The 17,436-nt window shown below is 62.8% G+C and carries 18 protein-coding genes and 2 pseudogenes; 6 read left to right on the forward strand and 14 right to left on the reverse strand.

The window, feature by feature from the left end:
• Positions 1-115: 115 nt before the first annotated feature.
• From ACNQP3_RS27730 to ACNQP3_RS27745, 4 genes are all read right to left on the reverse strand, one after another.
• The gene (locus tag ACNQP3_RS27730; RefSeq protein ID WP_060493811.1) at positions 116-1,018 is read right to left on the reverse strand and encodes an SdiA-regulated domain-containing protein; all 903 of its coding nucleotides are present in this window, start codon (positions 1,016-1,018) and stop codon (positions 116-118) included.
• A 90-nt stretch (positions 1,019-1,108) separates the two neighbouring features.
• Positions 1,109-2,026: an SdiA-regulated domain-containing protein gene (locus ACNQP3_RS27735; protein WP_012274699.1), complete on the reverse strand. Its 918-nt coding sequence runs from the start codon at positions 2,024-2,026 to the stop codon at positions 1,109-1,111.
• 181 nt (positions 2,027-2,207) lie between these two features.
• A complete protein-coding gene (locus ACNQP3_RS27740) occupies positions 2,208-2,873 on the reverse strand; it encodes a fumarylacetoacetate hydrolase family protein (RefSeq protein ID WP_264316643.1) in 666 nt (221 codons plus the stop codon).
• Positions 2,874-2,894: 21 nt separating this feature from the next.
• Positions 2,895-4,292, reverse strand: coding sequence for an FAD-binding oxidoreductase (locus ACNQP3_RS27745; RefSeq protein WP_060493810.1), 1,398 nt, complete (start codon positions 4,290-4,292; stop codon positions 2,895-2,897).
• Between the two features lie 171 nt (positions 4,293-4,463).
• On the opposite strand from ACNQP3_RS27745, the gene serA reads away from it, so the two are divergent.
• Positions 4,464-5,693 (forward strand): phosphoglycerate dehydrogenase, encoded by a 1,230-nt coding sequence (gene serA, locus ACNQP3_RS27750; protein ID WP_012274702.1) that lies wholly within the window; start codon positions 4,464-4,466, stop codon positions 5,691-5,693.
• A 46-nt stretch (positions 5,694-5,739) separates the two neighbouring features.
• On the opposite strand, the gene ACNQP3_RS27755 is transcribed toward serA, so the two are convergent.
• Positions 5,740-6,216, reverse strand: coding sequence for a DUF4399 domain-containing protein (locus ACNQP3_RS27755; RefSeq protein WP_012274703.1), 477 nt, complete (start codon positions 6,214-6,216; stop codon positions 5,740-5,742).
• A 223-nt stretch (positions 6,217-6,439) separates the two neighbouring features.
• Here ACNQP3_RS27755 and ACNQP3_RS27760 point away from each other — a divergent pair, with 223 nt between their 5' ends.
• Positions 6,440-6,931, forward strand: a complete 492-nt coding sequence (locus ACNQP3_RS27760) for a transporter substrate-binding domain-containing protein (RefSeq protein WP_012274704.1) — start codon at positions 6,440-6,442, stop codon at positions 6,929-6,931.
• A gap of 61 nt (positions 6,932-6,992) precedes the next feature.
• On the opposite strand, the gene ACNQP3_RS27765 is transcribed toward ACNQP3_RS27760, so the two are convergent.
• Positions 6,993-7,496, reverse strand: coding sequence for a DUF523 domain-containing protein (locus ACNQP3_RS27765; RefSeq protein WP_012274705.1), 504 nt, complete (start codon positions 7,494-7,496; stop codon positions 6,993-6,995).
• Positions 7,483-8,115 (reverse strand): 2OG-Fe(II) oxygenase, encoded by a 633-nt coding sequence (locus ACNQP3_RS27770; protein WP_041166805.1) that lies wholly within the window; start codon positions 8,113-8,115, stop codon positions 7,483-7,485. The genes ACNQP3_RS27765 and ACNQP3_RS27770 overlap by 14 nt, the downstream gene beginning before the upstream one ends.
• A gap of 113 nt (positions 8,116-8,228) precedes the next feature.
• Here ACNQP3_RS27770 and ACNQP3_RS27775 point away from each other — a divergent pair, with 113 nt between their 5' ends.
• The gene (locus tag ACNQP3_RS27775; protein ID WP_012274707.1) at positions 8,229-8,981 is read left to right on the forward strand and encodes a DUF2059 domain-containing protein; all 753 of its coding nucleotides are present in this window, start codon (positions 8,229-8,231) and stop codon (positions 8,979-8,981) included.
• Here ACNQP3_RS27775 and ACNQP3_RS27780 read toward each other — a convergent pair whose 3' ends face one another.
• A complete protein-coding gene (locus ACNQP3_RS27780; RefSeq protein WP_060494356.1) occupies positions 8,982-9,908 on the reverse strand; it encodes an alpha/beta hydrolase in 927 nt (308 codons plus the stop codon). It abuts the gene before it with no gap.
• Between the two features lie 248 nt (positions 9,909-10,156).
• Here ACNQP3_RS27780 and ACNQP3_RS27785 point away from each other — a divergent pair, with 248 nt between their 5' ends.
• On the forward strand, positions 10,157-10,726 hold the full coding sequence (locus ACNQP3_RS27785; RefSeq protein WP_060494355.1) for a DUF6436 domain-containing protein: 570 nt from the start codon (positions 10,157-10,159) through the stop codon (positions 10,724-10,726).
• Here the strand turns inward: ACNQP3_RS27785 and ACNQP3_RS27790 are convergent.
• Positions 10,705-11,271, reverse strand: a complete 567-nt coding sequence (locus tag ACNQP3_RS27790; RefSeq protein WP_012274710.1) for a sugar O-acetyltransferase — start codon at positions 11,269-11,271, stop codon at positions 10,705-10,707. The genes ACNQP3_RS27785 and ACNQP3_RS27790 overlap by 22 nt on opposite strands.
• Positions 11,272-11,358: 87 nt before the next feature.
• Here ACNQP3_RS27790 and ACNQP3_RS27795 point away from each other — a divergent pair, with 87 nt between their 5' ends.
• Complete coding sequence (locus tag ACNQP3_RS27795) at positions 11,359-13,722, forward strand: penicillin acylase family protein (protein WP_264316644.1); 2,364 nt, start codon at positions 11,359-11,361, stop codon at positions 13,720-13,722.
• Positions 13,723-13,757: 35 nt separating this feature from the next.
• Here ACNQP3_RS27795 and ACNQP3_RS27800 read toward each other — a convergent pair.
• Positions 13,758-14,402: pseudogene (locus tag ACNQP3_RS27800) on the reverse strand (transporter substrate-binding domain-containing protein); the annotation flags it as partial.
• On the opposite strand from ACNQP3_RS27800, the gene rhlR reads away from it, so the two are divergent.
• Complete coding sequence (gene rhlR / locus ACNQP3_RS27805) at positions 14,401-15,126, forward strand: transcriptional regulator RhlR (RefSeq protein ID WP_347063173.1); 726 nt, start codon at positions 14,401-14,403, stop codon at positions 15,124-15,126. The pseudogene ACNQP3_RS27800 and the gene rhlR overlap by 2 nt on opposite strands.
• On the opposite strand, the pseudogene ACNQP3_RS27810 reads toward rhlR, so the two are convergent.
• The 4 genes and pseudogenes from ACNQP3_RS27810 to ACNQP3_RS27825 form a co-directional block, all read right to left on the reverse strand.
• A pseudogene (locus ACNQP3_RS27810) lies at positions 15,126-15,356 on the reverse strand (glutamine ABC transporter substrate-binding protein); the annotation flags it as partial. The gene rhlR and the pseudogene ACNQP3_RS27810 sit on opposite strands and share 1 nt — an antisense overlap.
• Entirely contained in the window at positions 15,353-16,126 is a 774-nt protein-coding gene (locus ACNQP3_RS27815; RefSeq protein ID WP_012274713.1) for an amino acid ABC transporter ATP-binding protein, read from the reverse strand. The pseudogene ACNQP3_RS27810 and the gene ACNQP3_RS27815, both read right to left, overlap by 4 nt.
• A complete protein-coding gene (locus tag ACNQP3_RS27820; RefSeq protein ID WP_060494352.1) occupies positions 16,123-16,782 on the reverse strand; it encodes an amino acid ABC transporter permease in 660 nt (219 codons plus the stop codon). The genes ACNQP3_RS27815 and ACNQP3_RS27820 overlap by 4 nt, the downstream gene beginning before the upstream one ends.
• Complete coding sequence (locus tag ACNQP3_RS27825) at positions 16,763-17,428, reverse strand: amino acid ABC transporter permease (RefSeq protein WP_012274715.1); 666 nt, start codon at positions 17,426-17,428, stop codon at positions 16,763-16,765. Before ACNQP3_RS27825 ends, ACNQP3_RS27820 begins: the two co-directional genes overlap by 20 nt.
• Positions 17,429-17,436: the final 8 nt, after the last annotated feature.

The raw sequence follows: 17,436 nt of genomic DNA on the forward strand, positions 1-17,436 counted from the left end.
GCTTCGGCGAGGGCTTCGCCCTCGTGTCGCGACACAAGGCCGCTCCTACAGGGGTACGCCATCTCCTGTAGGAGCGGCCTTGTGTCGCGATGGGCTGCAAAGCAGCCCCACCTGCTCACTCCGTTACCTGCTTGAACACATAAAACAGGTTCGGCTCACTGACCAGGTAAATGGTCCCCACCTCATCCATCGCAATCCCCTCCGCCTGCGGCACCGTCGCCTGCAACCCCTGCGACCCCTTGCGCAGCGACAAGGTACTCAGCGGCCTGCCTTCTACATCCAGCTCCAGCACCAGCCGCGACTCGTCCGACAGCGCCAGCAAGTGCCCGCTGCGCTCATCGAACTGCAAACTCGACAGGTCCCTTACAAACAGCCGTGAATCGCGCTTGCGGTCCTGTACCACATGCACGGCGTAGGGCTTTTCCGGGTTGTCATGCGGGAAGCCATGCACCTCATAGATCAGCATCGGGTCGCGCTCCTTGGCCACGAACAGCCGCTTGCCCGCCGAATCGTATGCCAGGCCCTCGAATCCCTTGTTGCCGTTCAGGCCAATGCCCAGGCTGAGCTGTTCGGCGTCACCGGCATCGAGGAACATCGTGTCGTCTTCCAGCCTTACGCGAATCAGCCGTTGCTGACGCTCGTCGGTAATCACATAACTGTTTGGCCCAACGTACTCCACAGCCTCCGGGTCGCCGAAGCCGGTCAGCGGCACGCGGCGCAGGATGCGGCCGTCCAGCGACAGCTCGATCAGCTCCGAACGGGCATTGGTGACGGTGAAAAGGGTTTTGCGGTCGGGGTCGTAGGTTAGCGCCGAAATGTCATCATCCAGCCCTTCGACCGGCTGCGCCTCCAGCACTACCCGGTAGCGGTCCAGGCCAATGCTCCGCTCGGCAGGGTGCCACCAGGTCTTCAGGTTGAACCAGCCACGCTCGAACAGGCGAAACTCCTGCCCGGCCCAGCCAAGCATGAGCAGGCCAAGGGCAACCAGAACAAGGAACAGGCGAACAAAACGGCGCATAAGAGCAGACTCGACACAGGGGTGGCGAATCTAATCATTAATGGCTGAAACGAAGCTTAATGCCAGCATCAGGCAAATCTGATGATGTTGTCAGTTCTTCTTGAAGCGATAGAACAGCGCCGGCTCGCTGACCATGTACAGGTTGCCCTTATCGTCCATGGCCACCCCTTCAGCCCGCGGGATGGTGTCTTCAAGCCCGTTGAAGCCGCCCAGCAGGGTCATGAAACTGACTTGCTGGCCCTGCTCGTCCAGCTCCAGCAGCATGTTGGAATCGGCCGACAGCACCAGCAAGTGGCCGGTGCGTGGGTCAACGCCCAGGGCAGAGAGGTTGCGCAAGTCGAGCTCTTCGCTGGGCAGCGGCTGCTTCTCACCCTGGAGCGGGCTGCGACCATCGGTGTTCCAGGTGTACAGCTTGGGTGGGCGCTCCTCGCCGATGATCAAGCGCTGACGCAGCGGGTCCCAGGCGATGGCCTCGAAACCCTTGTTGCTTTTCACCGACTGGCCCAGGTCGTGGCTCTGGAAGTCGCCGTGGTTCAGTGCCGTGGTCTGCGCGTCCACCTTGACCACGGTCAGGTCGTGCAGACGCTCGTCGGTAATGGCCAGGTTGCCGTCTTCCAGCACGGCGACACCCTCCGGGTTGCTCCAGCCGTTGAGCGGGATCTTGCGCAGAACATCGCCCTCCAGGCTCAACTCGACCAGGATCGGGTTCTTGCCCATGACCGCGAACAGGGTACGGGTATGCGGGTTGAAGGCCACGTCCGAGGCTTCGTCATCGTCCATGCCCGGTAGCGGTTTGGCGTCGATGTCCACCTGATAGTCCGGCAGCCACACGCTTTCGCTGCGCTCGGCGGTGCTTTCGAAGCTCTCCTTTACCCACAGTGCACCACGGTCATCCCAGTGCATGGCTACCGATACGCCATAACCGATCACCGCCGCCACAGCCAGGCCGAAGGGCCAGCGCAGAAAGAAGCGACGCTTGGGTGTTGCCGGGGCGGAGGGTGATGGCATGCGCGGTTCCTGGGAAATGGGCGTGGGTGCGCGCATTATCCTGATCGGGTGTGAAAAATCGGTAAACAGGTCCGGCCTCTTCGCGGGTAAACCCGCTCCCACAGGTACTGCACAGCTCTCAAGCCTTGTGCAGTACCTGTGGGAGCGGGTTTACCCGCGAAGAAGGCAACACGGTTTCGAGTCAGAACACTCGGCTTTCGAAGCGGCTGACACCCGGCAGCTCCAGCGCCAGCTCGTCACCGACATTGAACGGCCCCACACCCGCCGGGGTACCGGTGAGGATCACATCCCCCGCCTGCAGCGAAAAATGCGCCGCCATGTACTGGATCATCGGCACGATCGGGTTAAGCATCATCGCGCTGTTGCCGTCCTGACGCACTTCGCCGTTGACGGTCAGGCGCACCGGGATGTCGGTGACATCCTCGAAACTGGCGGCCGAGACGAACGGCGGCAGTACGCAGGCCCCGTCAAAGCACTTGGCCAGTTCCCACGGCAGGCCCTTCTCTTTCAGTTTGGCCTGCACGTCGCGCAGGGTCAGGTCCAGCGCCGGGGCGTAGCCGGAAATGGCATCCAGCACCTCTTCCTCGCTCGGGTGGGCCGACAGCGGCTTGCCCAGCAGCACGGCAATTTCGGCCTCGTAGTGCACCGAACCCCGCTCGGCCGGGATCTTGAAGCCGCCTTCGGCCGGCACCACACAGCTGCCTGGCTTGATGAACAGCAGCGGTTCGGTGGGGATCGGGTTGTCCAGTTCCTTGGCATGCTCGGCATAGTTACGGCCGATGCACACCACCTTGCCCAGCGGGAAGTGAATGCGCGTGCCGTCTACGTACTGGTGCTGGTAACTCATGGCCGACTCCTCTACTGCTTTTTATACGGGAGCGAAGATCTTACCCGGATTCATGATGCCGTTAGGGTCGAACACGGCCTTTATTGCCTTCATGCAGGCGATTTCTTCCGGCGAGCGGCTGTAGCCCAGGTAGTCGCGCTTGGTCATACCCACGCCATGCTCGGCGGAGATCGAGCCGTTGTAGCGTTTGACGATATCGAACACCCACTTGTTGACCTTGGTGCACGAGGCGAAGAAGTCGTCTTTGCTCATGTGCTCGGGCTTGAGGATGTTCAGGTGCAGGTTGCCGTCGCCGATATGGCCGTACCACACCACTTCATAATCGGGGTAATGCTCCGCGACGATGGCGTCGATATCGCGCAGGAACGCGGGCACTTTCGACACGGTGACGGAAATGTCGTTCTTGTACGGGGTCCAGTGCGAGATGGTTTCAGACAGGTACTCGCGCAGCTTCCACAGGTTTTTCAGCTGGGTTTCGCTCTGGCTCATCACCCCGTCCAGCACCCAACCCTGCTCGACGCAGTGCTCAAAGGTGGCCAAGGCTTCGTTGGCCACCGCTTCGGTGCTGGCCTCGAACTCCAGCAGTGCGTAGAACGGGCAATCGGTCTCGAACGGCGCCGGCACGTCACCGCGTGCCAGGATCTTGGCCAAGCCCTTGTCTGAGAAGAACTCGAAGGCGGTCAGGTCCAGCTTGCCCTGGAAGGCGTGCAGCACCGGCATGATCGAGTCGAAGTCCGGTGTACCCAGCACCATCGCGGTAAGGTTGCGCGGCGCCCGGTCCAGGCGCATGGTGGCCTCGACCACGAAACCCAACGTGCCTTCGGCACCGATGAACAGCTGGCGCAGGTCGTAGCCGGTGGCGTTCTTGATCAGGTCTTTGTTCAGTTCCAGCAACTCGCCCTTGCCGGTGACCACTTTCAGCCCTGCGACCCAATTGCGGGTCATGCCGTAGCGAATCACCTTGATCCCGCCGGCATTGGTGCCGATGTTGCCGCCAACCTGGCTAGAACCGCTGGAAGCGAAGTCCACCGGGTAATACAGGCCCTGCTCTTCGGCGTAGGCCTGCAATTGCCGGGTGATGACCCCTGGCTGGCAGACCACGGTGCGGTCGAAGGCATTGAAGCCGAGAATCTGGTTCATGTAATCGAAGGAAACGACAACCTCGCCATTGGCCGCCACAGCGCCGGCAGAAAGCCCAGTGCGCCCGCCAGACGGCACCAGCGCCACCTGGTGCGCATTGGCCCAGCGCACAATGGCCTGCACCTGCTCGACCGTCTTGGGAAAGACGATGGCGCTGGGCGCCGGCGGATAATGCTTGGTCCAGTCCTTGCCATAGGCTTCGAGGGAAGCCGCGTCGGTCAGGACCTTGCCAGGGTCGACAAGGGTCATCAGTTCTTCAATAACAGCGGGGTGGGTCATCGCTGGAACTCTCGACTTATTCATAGTCACCCTGAGTACTCTTCACCTGTCGGGATAAGCTCAGATTGTGTCGCGTATGCTAGCATAGCCCTCCCGCTGTTCATGCTAAGGCTGCCCTCGCGCCTGGCATCACCCCTCGCCATTTTTTCTCCGGGATACAGGTTTACGCAGATGAGCAAGACTTCTCTCGACAAGAGCAAGATCCGGTTCCTTCTTCTTGAAGGTGTGCACCAGAACGCAGTCGATACCCTCAAGGCTGCCGGCTACACCAACATCGAATACCTCACTGGTTCGTTGCCGGAAGCCGAGCTGAAGGAAAAGATCGCCGATGCCCACTTTATCGGCATCCGTTCACGCACCCAGCTTACCGAAGAGATCTTCGACTGCGCCAAGAAACTGGTCGCTGTTGGCTGCTTCTGCATCGGCACCAACCAGGTTGACCTGGAAGCTGCCCGCCAGCGCGGTATCGCCGTGTTCAACGCGCCATACTCCAACACCCGTTCGGTCGCCGAGCTGGTACTGGCCGAGGCCATCCTGCTGCTGCGCGGCATCCCAGAGAAAAACGCTTCCTGCCACCGTGGTGGCTGGATCAAGAGTGCGGCCAACTCGTTCGAAATCCGTGGCAAGAAACTGGGCATCGTCGGCTACGGCTCGATCGGTACCCAACTGTCGGTCCTGGCCGAAAACCTGGGCATGCAGGTGTACTTCTACGACCCGCTGACCAAACTGCCACTGGGCAACGCCGTGCAGGTCACCAGCCTGAACGAGCTGCTGGGCCTGGCCGACATCGTCTCGCTGCACGTGCCTGAGCTGCCGTCCACCCAGTGGATGATCGGCGAGAAGGAAATCCGCGCGATGAAGAAAGGCGCGATCCTGATCAACGCCGCCCGTGGCACCGTGGTCGAACTGGACCACCTGGCCGCTGCCATCAAGGACAAGCACCTGATCGGCGCCGCCATCGACGTGTTCCCGATCGAGCCGCGCTCCAACGACGAAGAGTTCGAAAGCCCGCTGCGCGGCCTGGACAACGTGATCCTGACCCCGCACATCGGTGGTTCCACCGCCGAAGCCCAGGCCAACATCGGCCTGGAAGTGGCCGAGAAGCTGGTCAAGTACAGCGACAACGGTACTTCGGTATCTTCGGTCAACTTCCCGGAAGTGGCCCTGCCGGCGCACCCAGGCAAGCACCGCCTGCTGCACATTCACGAAAACATTCCCGGCGTACTCAGCGAGATCAACAAGGTCTTCGCCGAGAACGGCATCAACATCTCCGGTCAGTTCCTGCAGACCAACGAGAAAGTCGGTTACGTGGTAATCGACGTTGACGCCGAGTACTCGGACCTTGCGCAAGAAAAACTGCAACAGGTCAAGGGCACCATCCGTTCCCGCGTGCTGTTCTAAGTTTGCTTGCTGCATGAAAAAGGGAGGCCCTTGGGCCTCCCTTTTTTTATTTCACTTCAACCGTGATCTTCTTCGATTCCACGCTTGGCTTGAACGGCACGTGATACTGGTCCCCCAGGATCAGTTGCAAGGTGTGCTTGCCCGGCGTCAGGGTGATGCTGGTTTCGGTCTGCGCCTTGCCGAAGTGCAGCACCTGCGGGCCCGCCGGCAGTGCGGTGCCAGCCTCCGGCATCAGGCTGGTCGGCAGCGGCATGTCAGCCACTGGCTCTTTGTCCACATCCACCAGCAGGTGGTGGTGCCCGGTGTGCGGGGTCTGATCACCCGCAGGCTTGAGGGCCATACCCTCGATGCCGAACTTGACGGTGAAGGTCTTGTCGACCGTAGCGCCATCGGCGGGGGAAACGATGAAGACCTTGGCATCCTTGGGCGGCTCCTGGCTCTTCAGGGCGTCCGCGGCACTGGCGAACACCGACGCGCCCATCAACAGACCGGCAACGGCAGCACGCGAAATTAGGCTGTTCATTCACTTCTCCTGTGATTCACTTATTGACCGCAGCCTGGGATCCGACGGCGGCGGTAGTTCACATTAGTTGAATTATTCGCCAAGGTGTTCACATTGTCCGACAGAAATATTTCGGTCAGGGTTAAACAATGCCGAGGCTTCAAGGTCATAGGCTGCGTTCGATCACGGCGAGGAAGAAAGCCGTGGCGACAGTATTCAATCTGCTAAAAGAAAAGGGGCATTCATGCGTTCGACCATAGGGGTACTGCTGGCAGTACTGATCAGTCCATTGGCCCAGGCGGAGCTGATCGACGAAATCGCCGACCGGGGCGAACTGCGCATTGCCGTACAGGCTGATAATTCGCCGTACGCATTCAAACAAGACGACCACCTGACGGGTTTCGACATCGAATTTGGCCAGGACCTGGCCAGGGAGCTGGACTTGCGCGCCGAGTTCGTCGAAGCCCCTGCAACAGAAGTGCTGACAGGTGTCGAGAGCGGCAAGTACGACATCGCGCTCACGCCATCGACCGATGCGCTCAAGGGCGACGACGGCCCGCTCGATGTAAGCCTTCCCATTGGCGAAAAAAAGCTGGTGATCCCGTTCCAGAAGGACAACCCGGCGTTCGAAAGCGCGGTGAACAATGCGTTGCAGCGCTTGAAAGAAAGCGGACGCACTGCCGAGCTGGAGCAGAAGTGGTTCAAGGGCGTGCAGGAGACTGCGGCCGGGCAGTAAGATTTATTGCTGCCTGTACCGGCCTCTTCGTGGGTGAACACGCGAGGAGGCCGGTACAGGCTTACAGTGACAGTTCAGCCAGCGCCTGCGCCGCCTGCTCCAGCTCCAATTCGCTGAACACCTGCACCCCAGCCCGCCGCAACAGCGCCGTGGTCACCCCTTCCCCCGCTACCTTCACACCGCTGAACGTGCCGTCATAGGTCAACCGGTTACCACACGAAGGGCTACCCGCCTTCAACACCGCCACGCGGATGCCATGCCGCTGCGCCAGTTCCAGCGCCAGCTGCGCCCCAGCCAGAAACTCGGCACTGACATCGCTGCCCGTCACTGTGAGCACCTGCGCGCCGCCATCGAGCACCGCCCCGCCCTGCCCGCCTGGTATCTCCGCTGGCGGGCGCGGGGTCGGCAAGCCACCGGCTACCTCCGGGCACAAAGCCACAACGCGCCCTTCGGCCTGCCACTGCTGCAACAGGCCCGGGTGCCCACTGGCCCGGCCGTCATAGCGCACCGGCTGCCCCAACAGGCAGGCGCTGACCAGCACCTTGGCCACATCAGAACGGGTCATTGCCACGCCGCCTGAACCAGCCGGTCAACGACAACCGCTCACGCCTGGCCGGCAACACCTCGTGGGGCACTTCGCCGGACAGGAATATCACCAGGCAACCCGCCACTGGCTCCACATCGTGCTCGACACCCTCAGCCAGGAACATGCGCAACTGGCCGCCGTCCTCCGACTGCCACCCCTCGTTCAGGTACAGCACCGCCGAGACCATGCGCCGGTCATCGTCGCGAAAACGGTCCAGGTGCCGGCGATAGAACGCCCCCGGTGGGTACAAGGCAAAATGGCATTCGAAGTCTTCCAGGCCCAGGAACAGGCCCTGGTTGATCGCCAGCCGCAGTTGGTCCATGGCCGCCAGGTACTGGTCGCAGGCCTCGGCCTGCCCCGGGTCGATCCACTGGATCTGGTCGCCGCGTATGGCTTCGCGCACCTCCTGGGTAGCACCACGCCCAACCCCCGCAGGGTTGAGTTCGCCTTCGGCATCACGGCGTCGGCACTCGGCCGCCAGCGCGCGCACCAGTTCGGCAGGCAGAAAGAGCGCCTGCTGGGACCAGCCTTGGGTGGCCAGATCGTCGACGACGGCCGTAACCATCGGGTGTTCAGGGGAGATGTGCATGGCGCGCATCATATCCATTCGCCCTGTCGCCGCACAGCGCCACTTGGCCGAGAAACACGCGCATATCTCGACAAACCAGCGCTGGGCCAAGGACAATAGCCACCTGCCGACAGGAGTCCTGAATGCGCCGTCTGTTTTCCCTGATTCTGCTGATGATCTGCACCACGCCTGTCTGGGCAGACAACCTGGATCAACTGTACAAGGCCGCCGGCTGGCCCGACCAGCGCGCCCACTTCAACGATGCCCTGACCGCCGCCCAGGCGCGCTATCGCAACAGTTTGCCACCCGCCGTGTACCAGGCGCTGGTCAACAACAGCAACCAGCGCTTCCAGGCCCAGGCGGTAGACCGTCGTGCCCAGGCGCAGTTGCGCGCCACCCTGGCCAACCCCTCGCCGGCCCTGGCTTTCTTCCAGTCGCCGCTGGGGCGCAAGGTGGTGGCAGCGGAACTCAAGGCCACTCGCAAGGACGAACTGGCCAAGAATGCCAAGGGCCTGCCGAAGATCCAGGCCAGCGACGACCGCCTGCTGGTCATCGGCCACCTGGCCCAGGCCCTGCCAGCGCGTGAAGCCGGCGCCGAAGTCAGCCTGGCCATCGCCGGCGTGGCAGCCGACAGCCTCAGTTCGATGATCCCCGGCCTGTTCGGTGGCGGCCAGGCCCAGGGCCTGCTCGACGGCCAGCGCCAGCGCCTGATGAACCAGATCGGCGAAGACCTCAACAACACCTTGTTGTACGTCTACCGCGACCTGTCCGACGCCGAGCTGGAAGAATTCGCCACCTTCGCCGAGTCCCCTGACGGCAAGGCCTACTACCAGGCGGCCCTGGCCGCTGTCCGCGCGGGCCTGGCGGTTGGCCAGAGTACCAACGAGCTGAAGTGATCAGCCCAGGCGCTGGTCGATGAAGTCGAAGTAGCGCTGGCGAATGCCCGGCAGCTCGTTGGCCAAGTGGTGACGGGCCTCGGGCAGCATCAGAATTTGCGGCTCGGCAAACTTGGCCTTGAGCACTTCAAGGTTGTAGGGCCAATCCACCGTGCCATCGGCCTCCCCCTGCACGATCAACGGCCGCCGCGAACTGCGTGGCGCGGCCTCTATGCGTTTGACCCATGCGATCAGTGCCCCCACCCAGGCGGTTGGCAGGCGGCGCGGTTGCAGCGGGTCGGCCTCCAGAAACGGCAGGAAGGCCGGGTCGTTGGTGTTCTCGCTGAAGCGGCGCTCGATGCCGCTCACAAAGTGACGCAACACCCGATAACTCAATTTCGACCAGCGCCAGGAACAGGGCCGTACCAACGGTGCCAAGAGGATGACCTGGCCATCGATGGGGCTGCGCGCGCCTTGGTGCAGCAGGTGGTCCACGGCAATGGCGCCACCGGTGCTCTGCCCGCACAGGTGCCACGGGCGCGGCAGTTGCAGCGCCCGTGCCTGTTCGAACAACACCTCCAGCACCTGCTGGTAAACCGCAAAATCACTGATGCTGGCCCGCTCGCCACTGGACAGGCCATGACCGGGCAGGTCACAGCTGATCACAGCGAAACCCTGTTTGAGTGCCCATTCGATCACATGCCGGTAGAGGCCCATATGGTCGTAATAACCGTGCAACAGGAACAGCGTTGCGATGGGCTGCTCGGGTAACCAGGCCTGCCCGACCAGGTCGAACCCCGCCGCCTGGAAGCCGCCCAGCCAGCTGTGTGCCGACAGGTCCAGGCCGTAGAAGCGCTGGTATCCCTGGGCCTCGGCCGTTAACGGCTGGCAAGCGGTCAACGGTGCCAGGCAGGTGCGCAGGTGGTCGGGTTGAAAAGCAGCGGGCATCGGGTACATCCACATTGACGCAAGTATTGATCCGGAATCTTCAGCTCTGGCCGGCGTCATGGCAAGCTTGCTCACCTCGAACAACCAGCACCGATCTGGTTGTCGGATTACTGCCTTGCTCAAATCTGGAAATTTGCGCGATCACTGTGGGAGCGGGCTTGCCCGCGAACACGGGCATAGCCCGTGCCATCCACCGCGTAGTCTGCTTCGCGGGCAAGCCCGCTCCCACAAAGGTCCACCGACGCTTCATGAGTAGCCGAATCATCAAACCGTTGTGCACGGTGCTTGCCCTAGTGGTCGGCGTTGCCATCCTCTGGCAGGCCTACACCACCTTCCAGGCCCGCTACCTGCGCCCGTTCGACAACCAGACCACCCTGTTCGACGGCAGCCAACTGCACCTGCCCCCAGAACTGGCCGGCCCAGGCCCGATCCGCGTGGTGCACTTCTGGGACCCCGCCTGCCCGTGCAACGTCGGCAACCAGCAGCACCTGGGCGACCTGGTCAGCCAGTTCGCCGGCCAGGGCGTCACCTTCCATGTGCTGCAAAAGCCCGGCAGCCACGGCCAGTTGCCCGCCAACCTCTCCGCCCTCAAGCCGCTCGCCAGCCTGCCCGGCAGCGAACACCTGCCCGCCTCCCCGGCCGTGGCTATCTGGGACCGGCAAGGGCGCCTGGCCTACTTCGGCCCCTACAGCGAAGGTGCGGTGTGCAATGCCAGCAACAGCTTCATCGAGCCCATCCTCAAGGCCTTGCTCGATGGCCGCCAGGTCAGCGCCTCCAATACCCTGGCAGTGGGTTGCTACTGCCCTTGGGCGGGCTGACGTACCCGCGCCGGGTTACCCACCACCGTCGCACCCGCCGGCACATCCCGGGTCACCACACTCCCAGCACCCACCACGGCATTGTCGCCAATGGTCACCCCCGGCAGGATGATCGCCGCGCCGCCGATCCACACGTTGTTGCCGATGGTCACCGGTCGCCCGCTCTCCAACCCGCTGCGCCGCAAGTCAGGGTCGAGAGGATGGTCGGCGGTGTAGATCTGCACGTTAGGGCCGATCTGGCAGTCGTCGCCGATGCGCACCGGTACCACGTCGAGGATCACGCAGTTGAAGTTCATGAAGGTATTGCGGCCAACACTGATGTTGTAGCCATAGTCGCAATAGAACGGCGGGCGGATCACCGCGCCTTCACCCACCTGGCCAAAGTGCTCCAGCAGCAGCCCGTGGCGCGCATCGTTGAGCAGTTCGACACTGTTGTTGTAACGGTGCATCCAGTGCTTGTTGGCGATCTGCTCGGCCTGCAGCTCGGGGCAGCCGGCGTGGTAGAGCTGGCCTGTAAGCATCTTCTGTTTTTCGCTGAGTGACATGGAATCTCCTTCCCGGGGGCTATGCTCTGTTCGCGAATCCGCCGATGATCGGACCACATTTTCCGCTTGAACGCACAAGGAGCTTGCATGAAGCGCAGCCTGACCCTGCTGGCCATGGTGGTTGCCGTGGCCGCCGGCGCCGGTTACTGGTACGTACAGGGCAAGCTACCGCAACGCGAAGGCGAGGTAGCCATTGCCGGCCTGCAAGCACCGGTCAGCGTGCGCTACGATGCCCGCGGCGTGCCGCACCTGCAGGCCCAGAGCGAGCCGGACCTGTACCGTGCGCTGGGCTACGTGCATGCCCAGGACCGGCTGTTCCAGATGGAAATCCTGCGTCGCCTGGCCCGTGGCGAGCTGGCCGAGGTGCTGGGCGACAAGCTGCTGCCCACCGATACCCTGTTCCGCAGCCTGCGCATTCGCGAACAGGCCGCCCTGATGGCCAAGCAACAGGACCCGCAGTCGCCGGCATGGCAAGCCCTGCAAGCGTACCTCGACGGGGTCAACAACTGGCAAGCCAGTCACCCCAAGCCCATGGAATTCGACCTGCTCGGTATCACCCCGCGCCCGTTCACCGCCGAAGACACCCTGAGCGTCGCCGGCTACCTGGCCTACAGTTTTGCTGCCGCGTTCCGCACCGAGCCTGCGCTGACCTACATCCGCGACCAGCTGGGCCCTGAATACCTGAAAATATTCGACCTAGGCTGGCAACCCGAGGGCGCTCTGGGCACGCCGCTGGCCGCCGCCGACTGGCACGGCCTTGAAGCCCTCGCCCGCCTCAGTCATGAGGCACTGGGCGACGCCGGTATCCCGCAGTTCGAAGGCAGCAACGCCTGGGCGGTAGCGGGTAACCGCACCCGCAGTGGCAAGACGTTGCTGGCCGGCGACCCGCACATCAGCTTCGCGGTACCAGCCGTGTGGTACGAGGCCGAGCTGTCAGCGCCCGGCTTCAACCTGTATGGCTACTTCCAGGCGCTCAACCCGTTTGCGCTGCTCGGTCATAACCGTGACTTCGGCTGGAGCCTGACCATGTTCCAGAACGATGACGTCGACCTGATCGCCGAGCGCACCAACCCGGCCGACGCCAACCAAGTAATGATCGATGGCCGATGGCAGACGCTCGAAAAGACCGAGCAGCAAATCGCCGTCAAAGGCGAAGCGCCGGTCACAATCAACTTGCGCCGCTCGCCCCATGGCCCGATCGTCAACGACGTACTGGGCAGCACTACCGGCCCCACGCCCATCGCCATGTGGTGGGCATTTCTGGAAACCGAAAACCCGATCCTCGACGGCTTCTATCAGCTCAACCGCGCCGACACCCTGGGCAAGATGCGCGAGGCCGCCGCCAAGGTCCACGCCCCTGGGCTTAACTTTGTCTGGGCCAATGCCCGTGGCGATATCGGCTGGTGGGCGGCGGCAAAGCTACCGATCCGTCCCGACGGCGTCGACCCCGCGTTCATCCTCGACGGCGCCAGCGTGCAGGCGGACAAGCTTGGTTTCTACCCCTTCAGCGTCAACCCGCAACAGGAGAACCCAGCGCGCGGCTACATCGTTTCGGCCAACTACCAGCCGCCAGCGGCGGTGCCGATACCGGGTTACTACAACTTGCCCGACCGTGGCCGCCAGCTCGATCGGCACCTGGCCAACCCCGAGGTGAAATGGGACACCCAGAACAGCCAGGCACTGCAGTTGGACACTGCCAGCGACTACGGCCCGCGCACCCTTGCCCCGTTGCTGGCAACCCTGCGCGCAGTGGCCGAAGGTGACGAACAGAAGGAGCTGGTTGAGCAACTGGCGGCCTGGGCGGGCGACTACCCGCTGGACTCGACCAGCGCCACGCTGTTCAACCAGTTCCTCTACGAACTGGCCTTCGCAGCCCTGCATGACGAGCTGGGCGACACCTGGTTCCCGGTGCTGATAAGCACCCGCGCCATTGACGCCGCCCTGCCACGCCTGGCAGTGGATGCAGACTCACCCTGGTGGAACACCCGTGGTGGCAACCTGCGTACCGACCGTACAGCCGTTGTGCGCACGGCTTGGCAGAACAGCTTGAAACACCTGCGTGACACCCTGGGCAGCGACCCGGCCAGCTGGCAGTGGGGCAAGGCCCATACCCTGACCCACAACCATCCGCTTGGGGTGAAAAAGCCGCTGAACCTGTTGTTCAACGTCGGCCCCTTCGCTGCACCCGGCACCCATGAAGTGCCGAACAACCTCTCGGCGAAGATCGGCCCGGCGCCATGGCCGGTTAACTATGGGCCATCGACACGGCGGCTGGTCGACTTTGCCGATGCCGGACAGGCGCTGACCAGCAACCCGGTAGGGCAGAGCGGCGTGCCGTTCGACCGGCATTATGCGGACCAGGCCGAGGGGTATGTGCAGGGGCAGTATCAGCGTGCACAGATGGGGGTGATTCCGGCGCAAAGTACCTTGCGATTAGTACCAGGCGAATGACCGAGAAGGGCTGCACAGCAGCCCCAATCACACCGTCAACCCTGCCACTTGCCCCCTTCGACGATCACGCTTTCCGGCTTGGTGTCATCGCTCAGTTCCTTGCGCACATACTGGTCATACAGCTTCAGCAAGAACTTCTCTTCCCCCAGTTTGGCCAACTCGGCATTCACCCAGTCTCGCAGCTCGGTGTTGCCCTTCTTCACCGCCGGCGCAATCGGCGCTTCGTCACCCAGCAGCTCAGGCAGCACGCGGTAACCCGGGTTCTGCTTGGCCCAGCTGAACAGGATCAGGTTGTCCTGGGCATAGGCATCGCCACGGCCGGTGGCCAGGGCTTGCAGCGATTCGCTGTTCTTCTCGAACTTGAGCAGCTTCCAGTCGGGATGATTTTTGGTCAGCCAGATATCGGCCGTGGTGCCGGTGGTCACGATGATGGTCTTGTCGGCCAGGTCGTCGAGCTTCTGCACCGGGCTGCCATCCGCCACGATGGCCTGCACGGCAACGCGCAGGTTGGGGTTGGTGAAGTCCACCGCTTCCTTGCGCTCCGGGGTCACGGTCATGTTGGCGAGGATCAGGTCGACCTTGTCGCTCTGCAGGAACGGAATACGGCTGGCCGGTTCCACGGCAACGAACTCGACCTTGTTTTCATCGCCCAGCAGGTCCTTGGCCAGGCGCCGGCCAATGAGGAATGACGGAGGCTTTTTGCTGTGGTGGGACGGTTTGCGTAGCGAGATGCAGCCGATCCACGACAGCCAGGGCGTGTTCGCCGTCCTGGAAAAGGAAGTGCGGCGCCTGGGCTTCGATTACTACGCCTATGGCGTGCGCCACACGATTCCCTTCACCCGGCCGAAGACCGAGGTCCATGGCACCTATCCCAAGGCCTGGCTGGAGCGATACCAGATGCAGAACTACGGGGCCGTGGATCCGGCGATCCTCAACGGCCTGCGCTCCTCGGAAATGGTGGTCTGGAGCGACAGCCTGTTCGACCAGAGCCGGATGCTCTGGAACGAGGCTCGCGATTGGGGCCTCTGTGTCGGCGCGACCCTGCCGATCCGCGCGCCGAACAATTTGCTCAGCGTGCTTTCCGTGGCGCGCGACCAGCAGAACATCTCCAGCTTCGAGCGCGAGGAAATCCGCCTGCGGCTGCGTTGCATGATCGAGTTGCTGACCCAGAAGCTGACCGACCTGGAGCATCCGATGCTGATGTCCAACCCGGTCTGCCTGAGCCATCGCGAACGCGAGATCCTGCAATGGACCGCCGACGGCAAGAGCTCCGGGGAAATCGCCATCATCCTGAGCATTTCCGAGAGCACGGTGAACTTCCACCACAAGAACATCCAGAAGAAGTTCGACGCGCCGAACAAGACGCTGGCTGCCACCTACGCCGCGGCGCTGGGCCTCATCTGAATGTCGGTGTCAAAGCCCACATAGCGGCCTTTCTCATCGACGAAGCCGAACGGCGGCTTGTCGGTGAACACGCCGACAATCAGCTTGTCGCGGGCCTTGATGGTTTCCAGGTAGCTGGTGGCTGGCGATGCCGCCGCCGGCTTGGGCGGTTCGTCGGCCTTGTTGCAGCCGGCCAGCAAGGCCAGGCCGAACAACGGTGCCAGCAGTTTGGTGAGGTTGGCAGTTTTCATGACAGTTCCTTGTGCAATGTCTTTGGCAGGCTTTCTACGAAGGAGAATTTCTCCAGGAACTGCTGCGCGCGTGCGGTCCGCGGTCGGGTGAAGAAGCTCTCGGGGTCACCCTGTTCAAGGACCCTGCCGGCCTCCATGAACACGATGCGGTCGGCCACCGCGCGAGCGAAGGCCATTTCGTGGGTAACGATGAGCAAGGTCATGCCGTCGCGGGCCAGGCCCTGAATTACCTGCAGCACCTCCTTGACCATTTCTGGGTCGAGGGCAGCGGTAACTTCGTCGAACAGCATCACCTCGGGGTTCATGCACAACGCGCGCACGATGGCGATGCGCTGTTGCTGGCCCCCGGACAATTGCCGGGGGAACGCGTCGCGCTTGTCCAGCAGGCCGACCCGCGCCAGCAGCGCCTCGGCCTGGGCCTGGGCTTCGGCCCGCTCGCGCTTTTGCACTTTCAGCGGGCCCAGCAGCAGGTTGTCGATCACGCTCATATGGCCGAACAGGTGGTAGCTCTGGAACACCATGCCGACCCGCTGGCGGATGGCGCGCCAGTCGGTGTGCGGGGCGAGCAATTCTTGCCCGGCCAGGCGCAGGTGCCCGCTGTGGGCCTGCTCAAGGCCGTTGAGGCAGCGCAGCAGCGTGCTTTTGCCACAGCCACTGGGGCCGAGGATGACCACCACTTCACCGGCCGCCACCTGCAGGTCGACGTCCTTGAGCACCTGGTGCTCGCCAAAAAACTTGTTGAAACCCTGGAATTCGATCAGTGCGCTCATGAGTGTGCCCAGCGGCGTTCCAGCACGCGCGAAGCGGCGGACAGCGGATAACAAACGATGAAGAAGAACAGGAACAAGGCGCCATAGATCAGCACCGATTCGTAGGTGCGTTCGATGATCTGCTGACCGGCCTTGATCACCTCGACCACGCCGATCAGCACCGCCAGCGAGCTGGTCTTGATGATCCGCGTGTAGATGTTGATGGTGGGCGGGGTCATGCGCTTGAGCGCCTGCGGCAGCAGCACGTAGCCATACAGCTGCCACCCCGCCAGGCCGATCGACAGCCCGGCTTCGCGCTGGCCGCGCGGCACCGAACGCAGCGCACCGCGTACCACCTCGCCCACCTCGCTCGCGCCCCACAGGGCCAGTACCAGCACCGCGCACCAGAAGCTGGGGATGCTCAGGGCAAAGAAGATCGGCAGGCCGAAGAACACCAGGTACAACCAGACCAGCACCGGGATGGCGCGAAACAACTCAAGGTACACCTGCAAGGCGATGTTCAGGGCACGGTTGCCCAGGGTTGCCAGCACGCCGTACAGCACGCCACCCAGCGTTGCGAAGAGGATGCCCAGTGCCGAGATGGCCAGGGTCTGCGCGGCGCCGCCGGCCAGCTGCGGCAGCGCCTGCAGCAACAGGTCAAACGCCGAACTGGCCATGTTGCAGCCTCCTTTCCACGTAGCGCAGCAGCAACGACAGCGGCAGGAACAGCAATACACAGAGCAGGGTCAGCACGGTGAGCATTTCGTAGGTCTTGTAGTACAGCGCGATGTAGTTTTTGGTGGTGTAGAGGATTTCCGGCACGGCCACCGCCGACACCACGGTGGTTTCCTTGAGCAGGAAGATGAAGTTGGCGAACAGTGCCGGCAGGCTGAGGATACCGGCCTGGGGCAGCACCACATGGCGCAGCAGTTGGCCCTCGGACAAGCCGATGGAGCGCCCAGACTCCAGCTGCGCACGCGGCACCGCTTCGATGCCGGCCCGTAACACCTCGGTGAGGTAGGCACCGCCCATGAAGGTCATGGTGATGATCGCCGCGGAAAAACCGGAAATCTTCAGGCCCAGGCTTGGCAAGGCGAAGTAGACGAAGAACAGTTGGATCAGCAGCGGCGTGTTGCGCGCCAGCTCCACGTAGGCTTTGACCAGGCGCCACAGGTAGGGCGTGCGCAGGACAAGGAGCGTGGCGTTGACCAGGGCGACCAAGAGCGAGGTGGCGATGGCGATCATGCCGACCTGCAAAGTCACGCCCACGGCCTTGAGAAAAGCGGGTAGCGTGCTGAGGATGAATGCGATGTCGAGGGTCATGGGTAGAG

It is taken from the genome of Pseudomonas sp. LFS074 (genome assembly GCF_047978165.1).
Lineage (GTDB): Bacteria > Pseudomonadota > Gammaproteobacteria > Pseudomonadales > Pseudomonadaceae > Aquipseudomonas > Aquipseudomonas putida_P.

Coding starts and splice junctions, on each gene's coding strand:
- ACNQP3_RS27785 (WP_060494355.1), top strand. CDS start 10,157: ATGAGTAGCCGAATCATCAAACCGTTGTGCACGGTGCTTGCCCTAGTG.
- ACNQP3_RS27765 (WP_012274705.1), bottom strand. CDS start 7,496: ATGACCCGTTCTGATGTGGCCAAGGTGCTGGTCAGCGCCTGCCTGTTG.
- ACNQP3_RS27795 (WP_264316644.1), top strand. CDS start 11,359: ATGAAGCGCAGCCTGACCCTGCTGGCCATGGTGGTTGCCGTGGCCGCC.
- serA (WP_012274702.1), top strand. CDS start 4,464: ATGAGCAAGACTTCTCTCGACAAGAGCAAGATCCGGTTCCTTCTTCTT.
- ACNQP3_RS27780 (WP_060494356.1), bottom strand. CDS start 9,908: ATGCCCGCTGCTTTTCAACCCGACCACCTGCGCACCTGCCTGGCACCG.
- ACNQP3_RS27740 (WP_264316643.1), bottom strand. CDS start 2,873: ATGAGTTACCAGCACCAGTACGTAGACGGCACGCGCATTCACTTCCCG.
- ACNQP3_RS27815 (WP_012274713.1), bottom strand. CDS start 16,126: ATGAGCGCACTGATCGAATTCCAGGGTTTCAACAAGTTTTTTGGCGAG.
- ACNQP3_RS27745 (WP_060493810.1), bottom strand. CDS start 4,292: ATGACCCACCCCGCTGTTATTGAAGAACTGATGACCCTTGTCGACCCT.
- ACNQP3_RS27760 (WP_012274704.1), top strand. CDS start 6,440: ATGCGTTCGACCATAGGGGTACTGCTGGCAGTACTGATCAGTCCATTG.
- ACNQP3_RS27735 (WP_012274699.1), bottom strand. CDS start 2,026: ATGCCATCACCCTCCGCCCCGGCAACACCCAAGCGTCGCTTCTTTCTG.
- ACNQP3_RS27820 (WP_060494352.1), bottom strand. CDS start 16,782: ATGGCCAGTTCGGCGTTTGACCTGTTGCTGCAGGCGCTGCCGCAGCTG.
- ACNQP3_RS27790 (WP_012274710.1), bottom strand. CDS start 11,271: ATGTCACTCAGCGAAAAACAGAAGATGCTTACAGGCCAGCTCTACCAC.
- ACNQP3_RS27755 (WP_012274703.1), bottom strand. CDS start 6,216: ATGAACAGCCTAATTTCGCGTGCTGCCGTTGCCGGTCTGTTGATGGGC.
- ACNQP3_RS27730 (WP_060493811.1), bottom strand. CDS start 1,018: ATGCGCCGTTTTGTTCGCCTGTTCCTTGTTCTGGTTGCCCTTGGCCTG.
- ACNQP3_RS27770 (WP_041166805.1), bottom strand. CDS start 8,115: ATGCGCGCCATGCACATCTCCCCTGAACACCCGATGGTTACGGCCGTC.
- rhlR (WP_347063173.1), top strand. CDS start 14,401: ATGAGGAATGACGGAGGCTTTTTGCTGTGGTGGGACGGTTTGCGTAGC.
- ACNQP3_RS27825 (WP_012274715.1), bottom strand. CDS start 17,428: ATGACCCTCGACATCGCATTCATCCTCAGCACGCTACCCGCTTTTCTC.
- ACNQP3_RS27775 (WP_012274707.1), top strand. CDS start 8,229: ATGCGCCGTCTGTTTTCCCTGATTCTGCTGATGATCTGCACCACGCCT.